General features: G+C 45.9%; 17 protein-coding genes and 2 pseudogenes. 11 read left to right on the top strand and 8 right to left on the bottom strand.

The features are described 5' to 3' along the window. Positions 1-281: 281 nt before the first annotated feature. Positions 282-449 (bottom strand): hypothetical protein, encoded by a 168-nt coding sequence (locus KNP78_RS15245; RefSeq protein WP_214825374.1) that lies wholly within the window; start codon positions 447-449, stop codon positions 282-284. A gap of 27 nt (positions 450-476) precedes the next feature. Between KNP78_RS15245 and KNP78_RS15240 the strand changes: the two genes are divergently transcribed. Further along, positions 477-944, top strand: coding sequence for a transposase (locus tag KNP78_RS15240; RefSeq protein WP_371819222.1), 468 nt, complete (start codon positions 477-479; stop codon positions 942-944). After that, on the top strand, positions 941-1396 hold the full coding sequence (locus KNP78_RS15235) for a transposase (protein ID WP_214825370.1): 456 nt from the start codon (positions 941-943) through the stop codon (positions 1394-1396). Before KNP78_RS15240 ends, KNP78_RS15235 begins: the two co-directional genes overlap by 4 nt. A 54-nt stretch (positions 1397-1450) precedes the next feature. On the opposite strand, the gene KNP78_RS15230 is transcribed toward KNP78_RS15235, so the two are convergent. The 5 genes and pseudogenes from KNP78_RS15230 to KNP78_RS15215 all read right to left on the bottom strand — a co-directional run. Further along, on the bottom strand, positions 1451-1930 hold the full coding sequence (locus KNP78_RS15230) for a TVP38/TMEM64 family protein (RefSeq protein ID WP_125318013.1): 480 nt from the start codon (positions 1928-1930) through the stop codon (positions 1451-1453). A gap of 143 nt (positions 1931-2073) precedes the next feature. Further along, positions 2074-3234: a D-alanyl-D-alanine carboxypeptidase family protein gene (locus KNP78_RS15225; protein ID WP_214825368.1), complete on the bottom strand. Its 1161-nt coding sequence runs from the start codon at positions 3232-3234 to the stop codon at positions 2074-2076. A 25-nt stretch (positions 3235-3259) separates the two neighbouring features. Further along, the gene (locus tag KNP78_RS15730) at positions 3260-3853 is read right to left on the bottom strand and encodes a glutamate ligase domain-containing protein (RefSeq protein WP_251128586.1); all 594 of its coding nucleotides are present in this window, start codon (positions 3851-3853) and stop codon (positions 3260-3262) included. 54 nt (positions 3854-3907) lie between these two features. Then, on the bottom strand, positions 3908-4711 hold the full coding sequence (locus KNP78_RS15725; protein ID WP_251128585.1) for a Mur ligase family protein: 804 nt from the start codon (positions 4709-4711) through the stop codon (positions 3908-3910). 199 nt (positions 4712-4910) lie between these two features. Further along, positions 4911-5336, bottom strand: a pseudogene (locus KNP78_RS15215) (YdhK family protein); the annotation flags it as partial. A 230-nt stretch (positions 5337-5566) separates the two neighbouring features. On the opposite strand from KNP78_RS15215, the gene KNP78_RS15210 reads away from it, so the two are divergent. From KNP78_RS15210 to KNP78_RS15190, 5 genes and pseudogenes are all read left to right on the top strand, one after another. Continuing rightward, positions 5567-6274, top strand: coding sequence for a cytochrome c biogenesis CcdA family protein (locus KNP78_RS15210; RefSeq protein ID WP_029595520.1), 708 nt, complete (start codon positions 5567-5569; stop codon positions 6272-6274). Between the two features lie 38 nt (positions 6275-6312). Beyond that, a pseudogene (gene resA, locus KNP78_RS15205) lies at positions 6313-6857 on the top strand (thiol-disulfide oxidoreductase ResA). 323 nt (positions 6858-7180) lie between these two features. Beyond that, positions 7181-8089, top strand: coding sequence for a F510_1955 family glycosylhydrolase (locus KNP78_RS15200; RefSeq protein ID WP_029595519.1), 909 nt, complete (start codon positions 7181-7183; stop codon positions 8087-8089). 99 nt (positions 8090-8188) lie between these two features. After that, positions 8189-9592, top strand: a complete 1404-nt coding sequence (locus tag KNP78_RS15195) for a sensor histidine kinase (RefSeq protein WP_029595518.1) — start codon at positions 8189-8191, stop codon at positions 9590-9592. Beyond that, positions 9570-10247: a response regulator transcription factor gene (locus KNP78_RS15190; RefSeq protein WP_029595517.1), complete on the top strand. Its 678-nt coding sequence runs from the start codon at positions 9570-9572 to the stop codon at positions 10245-10247. The genes KNP78_RS15195 and KNP78_RS15190 overlap by 23 nt, the downstream gene beginning before the upstream one ends. Before the next feature lie 59 nt (positions 10248-10306). Here the strand turns inward: KNP78_RS15190 and KNP78_RS15185 are convergent, their stop codons facing one another. Beyond that, positions 10307-10639 carry a four-helix bundle copper-binding protein gene (locus KNP78_RS15185; protein ID WP_084158420.1) on the bottom strand — a complete coding sequence of 111 codons (333 nt, stop codon included), beginning with the start codon at positions 10637-10639 and terminating at the stop codon, positions 10307-10309. A 272-nt stretch (positions 10640-10911) separates the two neighbouring features. Between KNP78_RS15185 and copZ the strand changes: the two genes are divergently transcribed. From copZ to KNP78_RS15170, 3 genes are all read left to right on the top strand, one after another. Beyond that, positions 10912-11115 carry a copper chaperone CopZ gene (copZ, locus tag KNP78_RS15180; RefSeq protein WP_029336157.1) on the top strand — a complete coding sequence of 68 codons (204 nt, stop codon included), beginning with the start codon at positions 10912-10914 and terminating at the stop codon, positions 11113-11115. A 137-nt stretch (positions 11116-11252) separates the two neighbouring features. After that, a complete protein-coding gene (locus KNP78_RS15175; RefSeq protein WP_029595516.1) occupies positions 11253-13391 on the top strand; it encodes a heavy metal translocating P-type ATPase in 2139 nt (712 codons plus the stop codon). Positions 13392-13739: 348 nt separating this feature from the next. After that, positions 13740-14699 (top strand): IS30 family transposase, encoded by a 960-nt coding sequence (locus tag KNP78_RS15170; RefSeq protein WP_114167461.1) that lies wholly within the window; start codon positions 13740-13742, stop codon positions 14697-14699. Positions 14700-14795: 96 nt separating this feature from the next. Here KNP78_RS15170 and KNP78_RS15165 read toward each other — a convergent pair whose 3' ends face one another. Then, the gene (locus KNP78_RS15165) at positions 14796-15137 is read right to left on the bottom strand and encodes a YolD-like family protein (protein ID WP_029595514.1); all 342 of its coding nucleotides are present in this window, start codon (positions 15135-15137) and stop codon (positions 14796-14798) included. 371 nt (positions 15138-15508) lie between these two features. On the opposite strand from KNP78_RS15165, the gene KNP78_RS15160 reads away from it, so the two are divergent. After that, the gene (locus KNP78_RS15160; protein WP_035385670.1) at positions 15509-15964 is read left to right on the top strand and encodes a JAB domain-containing protein; all 456 of its coding nucleotides are present in this window, start codon (positions 15509-15511) and stop codon (positions 15962-15964) included. Positions 15965-16504: the final 540 nt, after the last annotated feature.

The raw sequence follows: 16504 nt of genomic DNA, 5'->3' as shown, positions 1-16504 counted from the left end.
GGCTACCGAAACCTCGAACGTTTCTTTTTGAGATTACGCTTCGAGCTTGGTCGTTAAAATAGCAACCACGTGTTATGGTGATGAGCCAAAAAAGGCTCATCACCATAAGGTGTGGTTGACGCATAAAATCCATCAGATTTTGAATTGAACATAGAAAAAAAGCGAAAACCCCGGTATCGTAATTGTTGCTTAGACAAACCACGATTGGAGTTTTCACTTTGTCCCAACAGTTTATCAAATTACTTCTTCCACTTCCAGACCTTTTTCAGATTCAGATGTCTTCAGACGAAGAACCAAACGTTTTTCCGGTCATCCCGGATCGACATGATATCCCTTGTCCGCTGTGCCAGAGAAAGACCATCCTGCATTCGAAAAAGCGGCGTCGCTTTCGACACGGTCATGCGTGGAACGTCGGTGTACTCTGGATCGAACTGGATGTCCCACGTCAAAGATGCACCTCTTGTGATTTGACGTTCGTGTATGACTACGGTCTCGGGCTCGTCCGCACTTCCACCGAGGTTTTCCGGAAAGGCATCGCAAAACGTTGCCACGGACGGACAATCTCAGATGTCGCACGCGAGTACAGCCTCCCTTATACGACGGTGGAGCGCTGGTTCTATCAGTACGCTTCGGTGGAGACGATGGAGCGTGCAACGCATGTCCTGGTCGACGAGTTCGCCACGAGAAAGGGGCACCACTATGCGACGATTGTCCTCGATGCCAAGAGTGGCCAGCTTCTGTCCATTGTCCCGGGCCGGGACGTGGCAGCCATCTCGGCAGCACTTCAAGGCGTATCCGGGGATGTCCGTTCTGTCGTCAGTGATTTTGCACCGGCGATGGCGAAGGCCATCAACCATGTCTTCCCGGAGGCAGAACATGTGCTGGACCGGTTCCACCTCGTCCAGTTCGTCACGGACGCCCTTCGCCGACGGCGTCGTTTTTGAACGAGGCAAGACGCCATCACCACGTTCGCGTGATCGATCGTTCGCTCGCGCGTCGCCCGGAAACGCTGACTGGGGAAGACCGGGAGGTCGCCCGTTCCTGTATGCAGGAAGATCCATTCATTCGGAACCTCTATCAAGGGCTCCAGCATATCCGATATGTGCTGAAGGCGACGTGCGAGATACAGGCGCAACGGCGGCTCACAGACTGGTTGGACCGTTATCAGTTCCATCCGTGCGGGCCCCTGGCGAAGATCGCGAAAGCAATCCGGGTCCGGGAGCAAGCGATGCGCCAGACAATCGTGTCAAGGCTGTCGAACGGGAAGATGGAAGGGACGAACAACAAGATCAAGCTCATCAAACGCCGTGGCTATGGCTATCGAAACCTCGAGCGATTCTTTTTAAGATTGCGCCTCGAGATCGGTCGTCAAAATAGCAACCACGAGTTATGGTGATGAGCCAGAAAAAGAGGATGAATTTATCGAAGTTTTCTCAAACAGGGGGTAAAATTACAAAGAATTTTTTCTTTTGTTCTTTGCCCAGATCACTAGAAACGATAGAAAGATCAAAATAAATAAGCCGTACTGATAACCGGGATGTATGGATTCTACAAGGCCATAAACAACAGCCACTTCAAGAGAAACGGCCGGAATTTTACCGATGGTGCTGGCAATAATGAATAAGCCACCTGGAATGGGCGTCAAGGCCGCCCCTGCTGTTACCAGACCTGATGGGACAAAAGGAATTAAGCGCAGCAAGATGATTGCCCAGAAGACGCGGCTTATTGAAGAACTCTGGATGTACCTCCAGAACGGCCGCTTTAACCACTTTGGATTAACTTTTGAAAACCCATATCGATATAGGTAAAATCCGACGATAGCGCCAAAAATCTCCCCCGACAAAGAAAGGATGACGCCAATGGTTAACCCTAAAGAACTGATATTGAGAGACGTGAGCAAAAAGCTTGGGAAAAAGCCAACTGCACCCATACTTATGTTGAAAATGAGAAGCAGCAGAAATTCTAAAACGGGGAACTGAGTGTTTATGGTATAATCCGCCTCCTGCGCTGTTTAAAAAATTGATGGTATATAAAAGTTCAGTTGAATGAAATTTTAAGATAGAGAAGTGCGTTCTATATCCGTTTTTTTCGAATTCGGTAATACACTAATCCTGAAAAGCCAACGACGAGGAGGAACAAATAGATTGAACTTAAAATCCCAGGTGGGAAAAATGTGCGAACGTCTTCAGAATTAGAAGGAAGGTTTGTCTCAGAAGCACTGACAACGGGAAACTGATAAGAAGACAAAAGAGTGCCATCCTGATCAGTAATCCTTAATAGTCCATCTTCTTTTACAGCGATTGTCACTTGCTCATCTGTTTGGTGTGTATAAAAGAAATCGCCTGGCGTAATGTATTCCACATCACCGGCAAAAAAGCTGCTTTCTTTCGGAATGCTCACTGTTTTAAAATTTTCAAATCCAAAATCCAAAAGTTGAATAGTGTCAGCATAAGCTTCTGCCTCTGTGTCGCTTTTTAAGGTGACGACAATTAAATTCAGGTTTTCTCTTTTGGCTGTCGTGGCCAGCGTGACGCCTGCTTCTGGCACAAACCCGGTTTTACCACCCGTAACGCCTTCATAAGGTTTTTCCCTTAATAGTTTGTGGTGGGTATAAAGCGTGGTATCCCAGGATTCACCGTTCCAGGGCAGTTCTTTTGTTCCAAATATTTTCATGAATTCATCGTTCTTCATCGCATATCGGGTTAACTTCGCTAAATCTTCGGCTGTCGTAACATGCTCGGGATCAAAAAGACCGTGGGGATTTTCGAAGTTCGTATTCTGCAGGCCAATTACATCTTCTAAATATAAATTCATATCAGCAGAAAATAACTCAACGCTGCCGCTGATGTGTTCAGCAATGGCGACGCCGGCATCATTTCCAGAGTTGACTAAGAGGCCCAGCAACAGTTTTTCTAAAGTCACTTGTTCTCCCTCTTCCAAATAAACACGGGTGCCTTCCGTATTGCGTGCTTTTTTACTGATGGTTACAACATCATTTAATTTTCTGTTTTCAATTGCATAAATGGCTGTGGCAATTTTTGTTAGGCTGGCAGGATACATCTGCGACTGTGCATTTTTTTCATAGAGGATTTCTCCAGTCGTTGCTTCCATGACAATAGCTGCTTCACTGGATACGTTTGGCAGGGAAGGGTCATCAGTTTTACTGAAAACGGACGAAACGATTAAAGTGTTGATCATGATTAAAATGGTTGAAACAACACTTAGTTTTTTCATAACTACTCCCTCCTGAGTGATTATTTTAGTTCTGCTTTATTATATAATTGACGGTTTCCCGGTCCGAATCAGTCGGTAAATGAAAGGTTTGCTGGTATTTCTCGTGTCCTTTACCGGTAATCACAATCCAGTCGCCTTCCTTGCTTTCATGGATTGCTTGCTGAATGGCGAGTGTACGGTCTGGAACGATGCTGCCTTTTGAGTTGCCGTATGTTTCATTTAGTTGGTTTAAAACTTCCAGCATATCTCCTGGAGAAACATTGTTCAGGTCGTCCAACGTTAAAATGTAGCGGTCACTCATTTCAGCAGATATGGATAGCATGTGCTTTCTCTTGCTGGCATCTCGATTTCCACGAAAGCCGAAAATATGGGTTATTCGTTGGGCCCCTTGTGATTTTGCAGTTTCCAGGCAGTAAGAGATGGCATCCGGAGTATGGGCATAATCCACAATAACGATCGAGCCCTTGGCCAGTTTCGTGACCTCAAAGCGTCCATCGACTCCCTTGAAATGGTGAATGGAGTTTAAGAGCTTTTCTTTGGGGATACCCAGCAACAATGATGTTCCGTAGGCCATTAAGGTGTTATACATATTGTGCATTCCGGTCATGGCAGCGACCATTTGATACGTTTCGTTACTTTCAATCACCCGCATAGTGGAGGACAGTGAATGAAATTATGCAACACGCAGGTTGCATTCAGTGGATGTGCCAATTGCATAAATCGGTTTTCCCTTTGTTTGCAGGATTCCACAGAGCTTTCGTCCCCACTCATTATCTGTATTCACTACAGCAATCCCATGTTCTTTCATCTGATTGAACATTGTAAGCTTCGCCTGAAAATATTCTTCCATGGAACTGTGATAATCCAGGTGTTCATGGTGAAGATTGAGGAACAAGCCGTAATCAAATTCAATGCCTTCTAACCGATACTGGGCCAGTCCATGAGAAGAAACTTCCATAATGACGACCTCATCCTGACTGAGGGTCAACAGTTTATGGAGAGCGAGTGAATTTGGTGTGGTGTTCGAGCTTTTCATTTTTTCGCCATTGATAATATTTTGGTTGGTACCGATGACAGAACAACTCATACCGTTGCTTTCCAGAAAGTGCTGGAGCATATAGCTCGTCGTCGTTTTTCCGTTGGTGCCCGTAATTCCAATCATTATTTTCTGGTCAGATGGACGGCCATAAAAATTCCTGGCCAGGATGCCAAGCGCTTTCCGGCTATTTTCCACCTGTAAATAAGGGACACCTAACCGGGTAATTCCTTGTTCTCCGATGACAAGGGCTGCCCCTTTTTCAATTGCCTGGTCAATAAACCCGTGACCATCAATTTCAAATCCTTTAATAGCAACAAACACAAAACCTTTTGCCACATCGCTTGAGTTATCGGCAATCCCCTTGATGTCTAATTCTAATATTCTGGAATCTAATCGGGAGATCAGACCGGATTCGTTCAAAAGCTGATTTGTTTTCATAGATTTGGTGACCTCTCTAAAACTATTTAAATTTGATTTATTCTATTATAAAAATGTTGAAAAAATGTGCAGAATTTATACGGGAAGCCTAACTACTAAAGCTTAATGTTTTTGTAATACAAACGAAATCGAATCCTTTATGAACCATTACAGATAAAAACCCGGGATCTTGTTGACAAGATCCCGGGTTTTGGCGCTTTTATTCGGGTGACAGTTCGCTTTCAGTCACCCATTTATGATTGGTGACTTCCTCGCCTCCGGTGGTCGGGACGAAATCAACCATATAGACGGTCGTTTCTTCGGTAGAATCAACCGTAGCCGTTGCGCCGTCCATTCCCTCCATATGGTCAGCGGCAATGGCCGCTTCATCGCCCGTTTCCAATGGTTCATCACCTGGATTTTCCAATTCTGCGTGAATCACCCATTTGTGATTTTCAACCGGCTCGCCTCCGTCCGTCGGCGTATAGGTCACTGCATAGGCGGTTGTATCATAAGCCCCGACAATTGTGGCTTCAGCACCTTTCATGCCTTCCATATGATCGGTTTCAATAATCGCCTGGCTTCCAACTTCAAAGGTTGGATTTTCGGCTTCCTGCAAATCATCCGGGACTTCACCTGAACCGGAATAGAAGAAACTGCACAGAAAATCAAGAATTAATCGGTAAACTGGATTGGTTGACGTCTTCTGGAACGGTTAAGCAAGCACGGGGAAGTAGAAGTTAAGAGAGGGGCTGTATTTAATTTTACATACCTTGAAATTCCCCGAGTCTTATATAGAAAATTTCATTTGATTCCTTAAGGGATACAAAAATGATAAAGAAGAGGATTCAACTTACTGTAATAGGAGGTGTACAAGTGGCGGAAATTAGTTTGTATCTTGCGTTTGGCGCAGGGCTTTTATCATTTATCTCTCCATGCTCCCTTCCTTTGTATCCGGCTTTTTTATCCTACCTTACTGGAGTTTCAGTCAATGAGTTAAAGACGGGCAAGGGAATGATGAGGAGCACGGCTTTGATTCATACGGTTCTATTTTTGATAGGTTTCTCCATCATTTTTTTAGCGTTGGGCTTGTCGACTTCGCTTATCGGAAACTTCTTCTTGGAATATCAAGTTCTTCTACGTCAATTGGGCGCTATTTTGATGGTGTTTTTTGGCTTGGTCCTAACCGGTATTCTGAAATTCGACTTCCTGCTGTCGGATAAGAAATTACAGTTCCAGAAAAGGCCCTCCGGATACGCGGGTTCTGTTCTGATCGGCATTGGCTTTGCAGCTGGATGGACCCCGTGTACCGGTCCCATACTTGCAGGAGTTATTGCACTCGGAGTAGCGGATCCGGACAGTGGCTTACTCTATATGCTGTTTTACGTTCTGGGATTTTCCATTCCTTTTCTCTTGATGTCGTTTTTTATTGAGAAAATGACTTTCTTGAAGAAGAAGAGCGCTCTTTTCATGTCAATAGGAGGAGCATTAATGATTCTGATGGGCGTTTTACTTTACTTTGACATGCTGACAGAAATCATCGCTTTTTTATCGCAATTTACGGGTGGATTTACAGGGTTTTAATGGACTCAACCCATCATCTAGGAAGGACGTGACAGTGTATGGCTGCTAAAAAGGATAAAAAGAGAAATCGCTTGATTATGAGGACAAGTATTTGTTCATTCTGGTTGTCGCTATTGCATTTACCATCTACAACGGATTAACAAAAGAGAAAAACGAATTGCTGCAAGTTGGAGATTCGGCACCCGATTTTGCGTTGACGGATTTGAACGAGGAACGGCATCAGCTGTCTGAGTACAAAGGGCAGGGGGTGTTCGTGAACTTTTGGGGTACTTAGTGCAAACCGTGCGAAAAAGAGTTCCCGCTGATGGAAAAGCAGTACCAGGTATACAAGGATCAAGGTGTGGAGATACTCGCTGTCAATATTGCGCAATCCGATTATGAAGTGAGACAATTTGCTGAACAGCGAAATTTAACGTTCCCGATTGTTATCGATAAGGACAAAAGTGTTATGGAAGCTTATAATATCCGTCCATTGCCGACTACTCTGTTAGTCAATCAAGAGGGCAAAATCGAGAAAATTATTACGGGTGAAATGTCCGAAGAGGATATCGCGAGTTATATGGAACAGATCAAACCGTGCTGATACCTCTGAATTTCCCAAGCATAATGCGGGCCACGTTATTTTGAAAAATGCTGCAAAGAAAAAACGAGAAAAAAACATTTCTTTAAAGTGGACTAACCGAAAGAAAAGAAATGTCAGGTGTAGAAAATTTATAAATAAAAATCAGGCAAAGATCCTCCACCGGACCGATTGGAAGGATTATTCCTTTTGGGTCAATTGTAGAGGGAATGGATTACCTGTTTTGAAATCAAGATATCTGCACAAAAAGTCGAAACTTTTTCGTTAAACTTTAAGAATGTTATACTTATAAAAAATAAAAAATGACATATTCGGAGGGCATCTACATGAAAAAAAAGAGAATAGGAACGGCAGTGCTGTCGGCTTTTCTTTTGCTGGCAGGCTGCAGCAATGATACAACGGATTCATTTGAAGTGCCGTTTGAAGGGGAACTGAACCATGTTCATGGGATGGGTTATGCAGGAAATGAGAACGGACTGTATTTTGCCTCGCATACCGGGCTGAAAATTTACCGGGAAGAGGGCTGGTTCGAAACGGCGGATAATTTTCATGATTATATGGGCTTTAATGCAACAAATGAAGGATTTATTACGTCGGGCCACCCAAGTGCAGACTCAGAATTACCCAATCCCCTAGGGATACAGCGAAGCATCGACAGCGGTAAATCGATTGAAGAGATTGCATTTCAAGGAGAAACGGATTTTCATGCCATGGCGGTGGGATATAACAGTAACGACATTTTCCTAATCAATCCGGCCAAGAATTCCCTATTGGAAGCCGGCGTATATAAAAGCGGTGATGAAGGCGAATCATGGAAAACTGTGAAGGCTGAAGGGCTGGAAGGCGAAGTGACTTCGCTCGCTCTTCACCCGGCTGACTCAAACTTCGTCGCTGCAGCTACGGCTGCAGGGATTTATTTCTCACGGGATGGCGGAGAAAATTTTAAAGCCATTACAGACGGAAGTGAAACAGGCACAGCGGTGCATTTCACCGAAGACCATTTGTACTTCGGAAGCTACGGGACAGCGGCGGCTCTGGTGAAGTATACTATGGAAAATGAAGAACTCGAGCCGGTGGATACACCGGACCTTTCACAAGATGCCGTCGCTTTTATTGCACAAAACCCGATGGATGGAATGGAACTGGCGATCTACACATTTGAAGGCAATGCCTACTTGTCGGAAGACGGATTACAGACCTGGAAAACGCTGCTGGAAGAGGGAAAAACCAAGTAGAAACCAGCTAGCCGTTTGAAAGACGAACCGAATCCAACAGCTTTCGGCAGCAGTCTTTGTCTTGATTGCTGCTAACCAATCGACTTAAAGAGGGATGCCATGTTAAACAGGCTTGCATTGAAAATAGGTTTGCTGTTTTTTGTGTTTATTATCATCATTGAATCGGTTTTGTTTCTAACCCTGTACGTTACTTTTGTCAATGAACGGGTGGATGAAGTCATGACCAACCTGCTTGCAAGAGGGAACACCCACAGCGAAGTATTGGAAGACAGTTTTGAACCGGCGACATTGAACCATGTGGCGTTGATGGAATCGGCCTCCGATTTCATCGTCATCATCACGGATGCAGATGGCAACGAATTGACCCATTCCGATCTGATTGAACCTGAAATGAGGGAAGTGTTGGAACACACCGATTTTGATGAGGTTCTGCAGGGAGGGAAGGTCGTGGAAGAGCGATGGGACAAAAAAGAGTTTATTGCGACGGACAGCCCAATCACCATTGAAGGAGAACATAGAGGCCACGTGTTCATGTTTGCGGAAACCAATCATATCAAAGGGATGGTCAGTCATTTGCGAAACCAATTCCTGATTGTTGGCCTGATTGCTGTCGGGTTGACCGTCATCACAATTTTTCTGCTATCCCGATTGATTACGTTGCCGTTGATTCGGATGAAAGAAGCGACGGAACAGTTAAGCGAAGGGCACCACGAGGTCAGCCTGAATATTGGCCGAAACGATGAGTTGGGAGAGCTGGCGAAAGCCATCACTGCTCTATCCAGTGACTTGGAACATTTAAAAAATGAGCGGAATGAATTTTTGGCGAGTATTTCGCACGAGTTGCGGACGCCGTTGACCTATATCAAAGGATATGCCGATATCGCGAGCCGGCCGGATGCATCCGAGGAAGAGAAAAAGGAATACATTGGCATCATCCGGGAAGAGACGGCCCATTTGACGGAATTGATCCGGCAGCTGTTTGAGCTGGCTCAGATGGATCATAACCAGTTCGCCATTCAAAAAGAGGAATTTTCACTGGAGATGCTTTTTGCATCCGTCGTTGCCTTGGTTCGGCCAGCTTTTGACGAGAAACAGATTTCATTGGCTGTCCATTGTGAACATGAGATTGTCGCCTTCATTGATCCCGAACGTTTTCAGCAGGTATTGCTGAATGTCTTGGACAACGCCCGCAAGCATTCTCCTGAAGGAACACAAGTGGTATTACAGGGAGTCCAAGATAAAGGTACCATCACCATAAGCATCCGTGATGAAGGAGAGGGCATACCGGAAAAAAATCTTCCTTTTGTCTTTGAACGATTGTATCGGGTCGATAAATCCAGATCCAGACAGTACGGAGGAAGCGGTCTTGGCCTGGCGATTGCGAAAGAAATCGTCGAATCGCACGGTGGTCTCATGACGCTTCAAAGTGAGTACGGACAAGGGACAACCGTCCTGATAGAATTGAAAAGGGGGGATTCGCTTGCAGAAAGTGCTGTTGGTTGATGATGAACAACGAATGCTGGATTTAGTGGCTTTATATTTGAAGCCGCATCAGTACCTCTGTAAAAAAGCACTGGGAGCTCATGAAGCCCTCGACTATTTGGAATCGGAACCTTTCGATCTCGTCTTACTGGATATCATGATGCCGGAAATGGATGGCTGGGAACTGTGCCGCGAAATCCGGAAATTTTCGGATGTGCCAATCATTATGCTGACGGCGCGGGAACAACAGGAGGATATTGTTAAGGGATTGAATATCGGGGCGGATGATTACATCACAAAGCCGTTTAATGAAGATGAGTTGCTGGCCCGGATGGGGGCGCTGCTTCGCAGGAGAACTCCGAAAAATACCATTGAAGTGGACGGTTTGGTGTGGGACGAAGACCGGTTTGAACTTACGTACGGCAAACATATCATCAAATTGACGCCAAAAGAATTTCTGATGGTGGGCCATCTGATGAAGAATGCCGACAAAGTGTTTACGAGGGAGCAGCTGATCCAGTTAATTTGGGGATTCGACTCAGAGACGGAAGGGCGGACCATCGATTCGCATGTGCGAAATGTTCGGGAAAAAATCCGCCAGTCCGGTTTTCCGGTCGATGATCATTTTCTCACGGTTTGGGGAATCGGCTACAAATGGATCCATGAAGCAGAATGATGCTTGATAAAAGAAAAGGTCCGTCGGAAAATATTTCCGACGGGCCTTTTTGAGTAAGGTTATGCGGCGTTACGGCAAGCTTCTGCACATCTACGGCAAGCTTCCGCACAGCGTCTGCAATGTTCATGATGATCGGCGTGCTTCTCACATTCCTCTGCGCAAGCTTCGCAAATGGTTGCGCAAACGGCTGCCAGTTCGGAAACGAACGGTGAATTGTGAGTAATGGCATGTTCCAAAAATGCACACATGTCCGCGCATTCCCGGTCTAATCGAATGCACTGTGCTAGCATCTTCACATCATCTTCCTGCAGACAAGCGTCAAAACAATGGTTACATTCCGCTGCACAATCATGTAATGCCCGAATCAATTCCTGATGTTGTTCATGAGCCATGTTAAAACCTCCATTTCTTATTTTTGTTTCATTTACTGGATTTCCCTCTCCTTTCCAAACTAAACAGAAATACCGAAACTCCATAGAAACTGCACATTTTATAGACAAGTAATCAAATATTAAAATCAATGGTGCGGTTTTTTTGGGGGGTCATTGTGAACTTCTAAATTAGAGTCATGGAAACAGCGATAAAGTAAAATGATACTAAACACTTGATATACCCTATCGGGGTATGTTAAGTTTAAGGAAATATTACTTTAGGAGGAATAATAATGATTGAAACATTAAAAGTACAAGGTATGTCCTGCGGCCACTGTGCAAACTCGGTTGAAACGGGCGTCGGTGAACTCGAAGGGATTTCATCTGTGACAGTTGATCTTAAAAAAGGCGAAGTGGCAGTAGACTATGATACTGCCAAGACATCATTAAACGAAATTCAGAAAGCGATTGAAGAACAAGGGTATGACGTCGTATAAGGGTGCTTTCACAGCACACTTTACTTTTAAATGAAATATACCCTCGCGTGGTATATTCGGCAAGAACTTTGTGAATGTTAAGAATGTAAATAGGGTTAAATAGGATAAGAACCACTAGTTTGGAGGAGGCGCACTGAATGGCTAAAAATGATAAAGACCATCACCACCATCAAGACGAACAGGTAGATCACAGTAAAATGGATCATTCCAAACATGTTGGGCATTCGTACCATGAAGACCAAGTGAAAGAAGGCATTCAAGACGACAGCAATCCTGCCAAAATTCATGATGATCATGCCCATCACAATCATGGTGGCCACGATCATAGTGACCATGGACATCACCATCATGGGAATTTCAAAGAAATTTTCCTGAAGTCGCTGCCCTTGGGCATTGTCATTCTATTATTGTCGCCGATGATGGACGTTCGGCTTCCTTTCCAATTTACTTTTCCATACTCGGATATTGTGGTCGCTGTATTAGCAACTATCTTATTGGTTTATGGCGGAAAACCCTTCTATCAAGGTGCAATCGCTGAATTTAAGGAAAAAGCACCGGGCATGATGGCCCTTATTTCATTAGGGATATCCGTTTCCTATTTGTACAGCATTTACGCCGTGCTGGCACGCTACGTAACCGGCGATCACATCATGGATTTCTTCTTTGAATTCGCGTCCTTGCTGTTGATCATGCTCCTTGGACACTGGATCGAAATGAAGGCTATCGGAGAAGCAGGAGACGCGCAAAAATCGCTCGCCGAATTGGTGCCGAAAGATGCACATGTGGTATTGGAAGATGATTCGATCGAGACGCGTCCCGTAAATGAGCTGAAAGTCGGAGACCTTGTACGGGTTCAGGCCGGAGAAAACGTCCCTGCCGATGGCATCATCAAAAGAGGCACCTCGCGGATCAATGAAGCTTTGCTGACGGGGGAATCTAAACCCATTGAAAAAGGAGCCGGAGACAAAGTGATCGGCGGTTCCACGAACGGTGCAGGCATCATATATCTTGAAGTACAGGAAACCGGCGACCAATCGTTCATTTCCCAAGTACAAACCCTGATAAGCCAGGCGCAGGATCAACCTTCAAGAGCTGAAAATCTGGCTCAAAAAGTAGCCGGCTGGCTGTTTTATATCGCCATTGCGGCGGCTTTCCTCGCTTTTGTCGTTTGGCTGTACATTGCTGACATTCAAACCGCTGTTCTTTTTACGGTTACGACATTAGTCATTGCATGTCCACACGCTCTCGGCCTTGCCATTCCGCTGGTTATTGCACGAAGCACCAGTTTAGGTGCAAGCCGCGGGCTGTTGGTGAAAGACCGCGAAGCATTGGAGCTGGCAACTAAGGCTGATGTAATGATACTGGATAAAACGGGTACATTGACTACTGGCGAATTTAAAGTTTTGAACATGGAAACACTGGATGGTCAACATACCGAAGCCGAAATCGCGGCGTTAATGGCAGGGATTGAAGGCGGGTCCAGCCACCCAATCGCCCAGTCAATCGTCCAATACGCTGAGAAACAAGGGATTCAGCCTGTCCACTTTGATTCGATTGATGTTGTGTCGGGTGCGGGTATAGAAGGAAACGCCAATGGCCGCAAATACGAATTGATCAGCCAAAAGGCACTTGGAAGAGATGTAGCGGTGGATGTTCCCAAAGGGGCAACATTAAGTATACTAGTTGAGGACGGGAATCCGATCGGTACGGTCGCATTAGGCGATGAATTGAAAGAAACGAGCAGAACGCTGATACAGGCATTGAAGCATTACAATATAAAACCGATTATGGCTACAGGTGACAATGAAACGGCGGCCCAAGGAGTAGCAGAGGAACTGGGCATTGAATACAGAGCCAATCAATCACCGCAAGATAAATATGGTTTAGTGGAATCACTGAAAAATAATGGACAAACGGTTATCATGGTCGGCGATGGCGTCAACGATGCACCATCCCTTGCAATAGCAGACGTTGGGATAGCAGTCGGTGCCGGAACTCAAGTCGCCATCGATTCCGCTGATGTGATTTTGACTCAGTCGGATCCAGGCGATATTGAATCCTTTATCGAATTGGCCAATAAAACAACCAGTAAAATGAAACAGAACCTCGTGTGGGGAGCCGGTTATAACTTTATTGCCATTCCCATAGCGGCGGGTGTTCTAGCCTCCATTGGGATTACGTTGGCTCCTGCCGCAGGAGCAGTTCTGATGTCCGTGTCCACGGTTATCGTGGCTATCAATGCGATGACATTGAAACTAAGAAATAGAGCTGTTTAACACCGTGTTTAATTGTCGTACACGAAAAGTGCTGCCTCCCAAAAGTTGAATTTTCTTTAACCTTGGGGGCACAGTTTTGTATTAGGTTAAAGTCAAACGGAGGTTTGAAGACTTTGGATAATTAAATATATTTTTATAGTTAACATATGAGATATTATCGGAAGAGAGGAAGCCCAAAAGCTTCTTCTCTTTTCTACTTAAATTCAATTAACACAAAAAAGTTTTCAAAAATTGATCATTCATTCATTAATAGCCGATTGTAAAATTAAGCTAGACAATTGAAAAAGCCATTCGTGGTACACTCACAATGTATTTTCCGACCAAAGAAAAACATAGGAGTGATCACGAATGACCTACACCCATCTTACCACGGATGAACTGGTGATGATAGAATCCTACCACCGCCAAAATATACCTGTAGCGATCATTGCTAAGTTGATGAACCGTTCCAGGCAGCCAATCTACAACGTCATCAATTTCCTGAAATCAGGACATACAGCGCTCGACTTCTACACGCAATACAAGAAAAATAAGAAACGCTGCGGCCGGCGGAAGATTGTCCTGCCGAAGAAACAAGTGGCCTATGTTCAAGACAAGGTGGCGCAGGGCTGGACGCCGGATGTCATTGTCGGCCGGGCAGAAACGGCCATCGATTGTTCCGCGCGCACCATCTATCGCATGTTCAAAAATCAGGTCTTTGACGCCGCCACGCTGCCGATGAAAGGAAAACGGAAACCCAATGGACACCAGGAACGCCGGGGAAAACAGGCGTTCAAACGCCATATTTCCGAACGGGAAGCCGACAACCCGTCGTTCAAAAAAGAGTTCGGGCATATCGAAGGCGACACCATTGTGGGTGCCCGCCACAAAAGTGCGGTGATCACGCTGGTCGAACGGCTGACGAAAGTCATCATCGCCCTGAAGCCTGCAGGACGCAAGGCTTGCGATATTGAAACTGCGTTGAACCAGTGGTTCCAAGGGGTCCCGAGAAATCTGTTCAAATCCATCACGTTTGATTGCGGCAAGGAATTCTCCAATTGGAAACCGTTGTGCAACCGGCACGACGTCTCGATTTACTTTGCGGATCCCGGCACGCCTTCTCAGCGCGCCTTGAATGAAAACTCCAACGGGCTCCTGCGGAAAGACGGCTTGGCAAAGGAAATGGACTTCAACCAGGTGGATCAAACATTCATTTCGTCGGTGGCCGACAAGCGGAATAACATCCCAAGAAAGTCACTGAATTACCGCACACCGTTGGAGGCATTTTTGAGTCACCTGAATGGAGTCGATCTGTCTAGCTTAAATTGACAAACGGAATGATTTAAAGATATCAGTGTACTGCAACTTTTAACTGATACATCTATAAAAGCAGCAAAGGATTTTTCGTCAGCAACCGCCAGGGCGTTAGTCTATCGATTGTTCGACGTGAATGATTGCCTCGAACGGCACATGGATGATCCCTTCCCTTTGATTGGCCAGCTCGACGGTCCGCTCCATGTAGTTCGTCCGGTGCACGAATCCTCTGAATCGTTTCATCTCCCGCTTCTCCACATATTTTACCTCTACCAAATCTCCGCTGAAGATCGCGTCGTTCAGCACATTCTCATAGACCGATAGGACCTGTTCATCGATATCTGGCATCTCAATTTTTTGAATCTCTTTATAGTATTTCGTCAGTAGCGCCTTGTGCTCGGGCATGAGGAATGGGATCCATTTCAATTCGCCCCGATCGCGATACATCGTCATAATAATTACCCCTCTCAATAAAACGAACGTTTGTTCTTATTTTATACCCGATTTGTCCCGTTTGAACAGCCTTTTTCGTGATTGGTAATCCGTGCGTCCTGTTTCCGTACTCTAGCTCGCTGGTCTTCGGTGCAAGGGACGTCAAAAAAATGACGCGCCCTCCGGCCCGTCTTCCTTCGCTTTAGGCTCAAAGCGAGGCTTTTCGCTCGTTGGCTACGGAAGCCTGTCCCTCCGTTTGCTCTACGCATTTTTTTGAGGCTCTCCCTGCGGTCGCCCTTGCACCGTCTCCCGACGCTCGCTTCGTTCCCGTCAACAGGACGCACAACGGTGTTCGTTCTGAGCTCGGCTTATCCGAAAGGGGACAAACCATCATGGAACTTACATCCATCATCGAGGTCATTCGTATCAAACAAGAGATTCGCGAGGAGATGGTCGCTCTCGAGCACGCCATCATCCAATCACCGGACAGTGCCCGACAAATCGGTTCCTCGTTCATCGGGGACGACGACCGTGAAGTGTTCCTCGTCATCATGCTCAACACAAAGAACCGGGTCATCGGCGTCCACCGGGCACACGTCGGGAGCGTCAACTCGAGTGTCGTCCACCCACGGGAGGTCTTCAAATGCGCCATCTTGAACAACGCCTCGTGCCTCATCGTCTGTCATCAGCACCCGAGCGGGGACCCGACGCCGAGCCGGGAGGACATCCTCGTCTCCGAACGGTTACATGAGGCGGGGGACCTCATCGGCATCCCGGTGCTCGACCATCTCATCCTCGGAGCGGACGAGTCGTACGTCAGCATGAAACAGCGAGGTTACATGGGTTGAACGGAATGGAGTGGGGCCGGGGGACCGGTCCCGGTCCGTCCGGTAAGGACAAGGAAGAAAAACGTACGTTTTTCTTTGACTGGATGGGCGACTCGCGTTGCTCTCGCCTGGATCCATAGAGCGGGATCCGGAAAAGGGTCGTTTTCGCATGACGAAAACGCGATGGTTCGTGTGTGAAGGTTGGACGTTGTTTTGGTCTGTCTCGTAAGAAGACTATTTGATGAAATGACAGAAGTGAAAACACGGTTTGTTTATTGAAAATGAGCATGTTTTCTAAACAAGCCCTAGGGCTTGTTTGAAACAACACCAGGGCTTACGTGAAATTAGGCGAGATGTTGTCTGCTTGGATGCGAGGTATCATGAGGCTATCAACAGGAGAGGAAGATTCAGATGGACAGTTACCAACTAGATCAACAGACGATGGACGAGATGACGGAGGTATTGCTTCGACTGTATTTTGCAATACAAATGTGCACAATAATGCAACGAAAAGTACAGAACTTTGCCAGCTGGGTTTTAGTGTTTCGACAACGCATGCGT

It is taken from the genome of Exiguobacterium sp. s28, assembly GCF_018618135.1.
Taxonomy (GTDB): Bacteria; Bacillota; Bacilli; order Exiguobacteriales; family Exiguobacteriaceae; genus Exiguobacterium; species Exiguobacterium mexicanum_A.
This window is presented reverse-complemented; position numbering and strand designations above follow the sequence as displayed.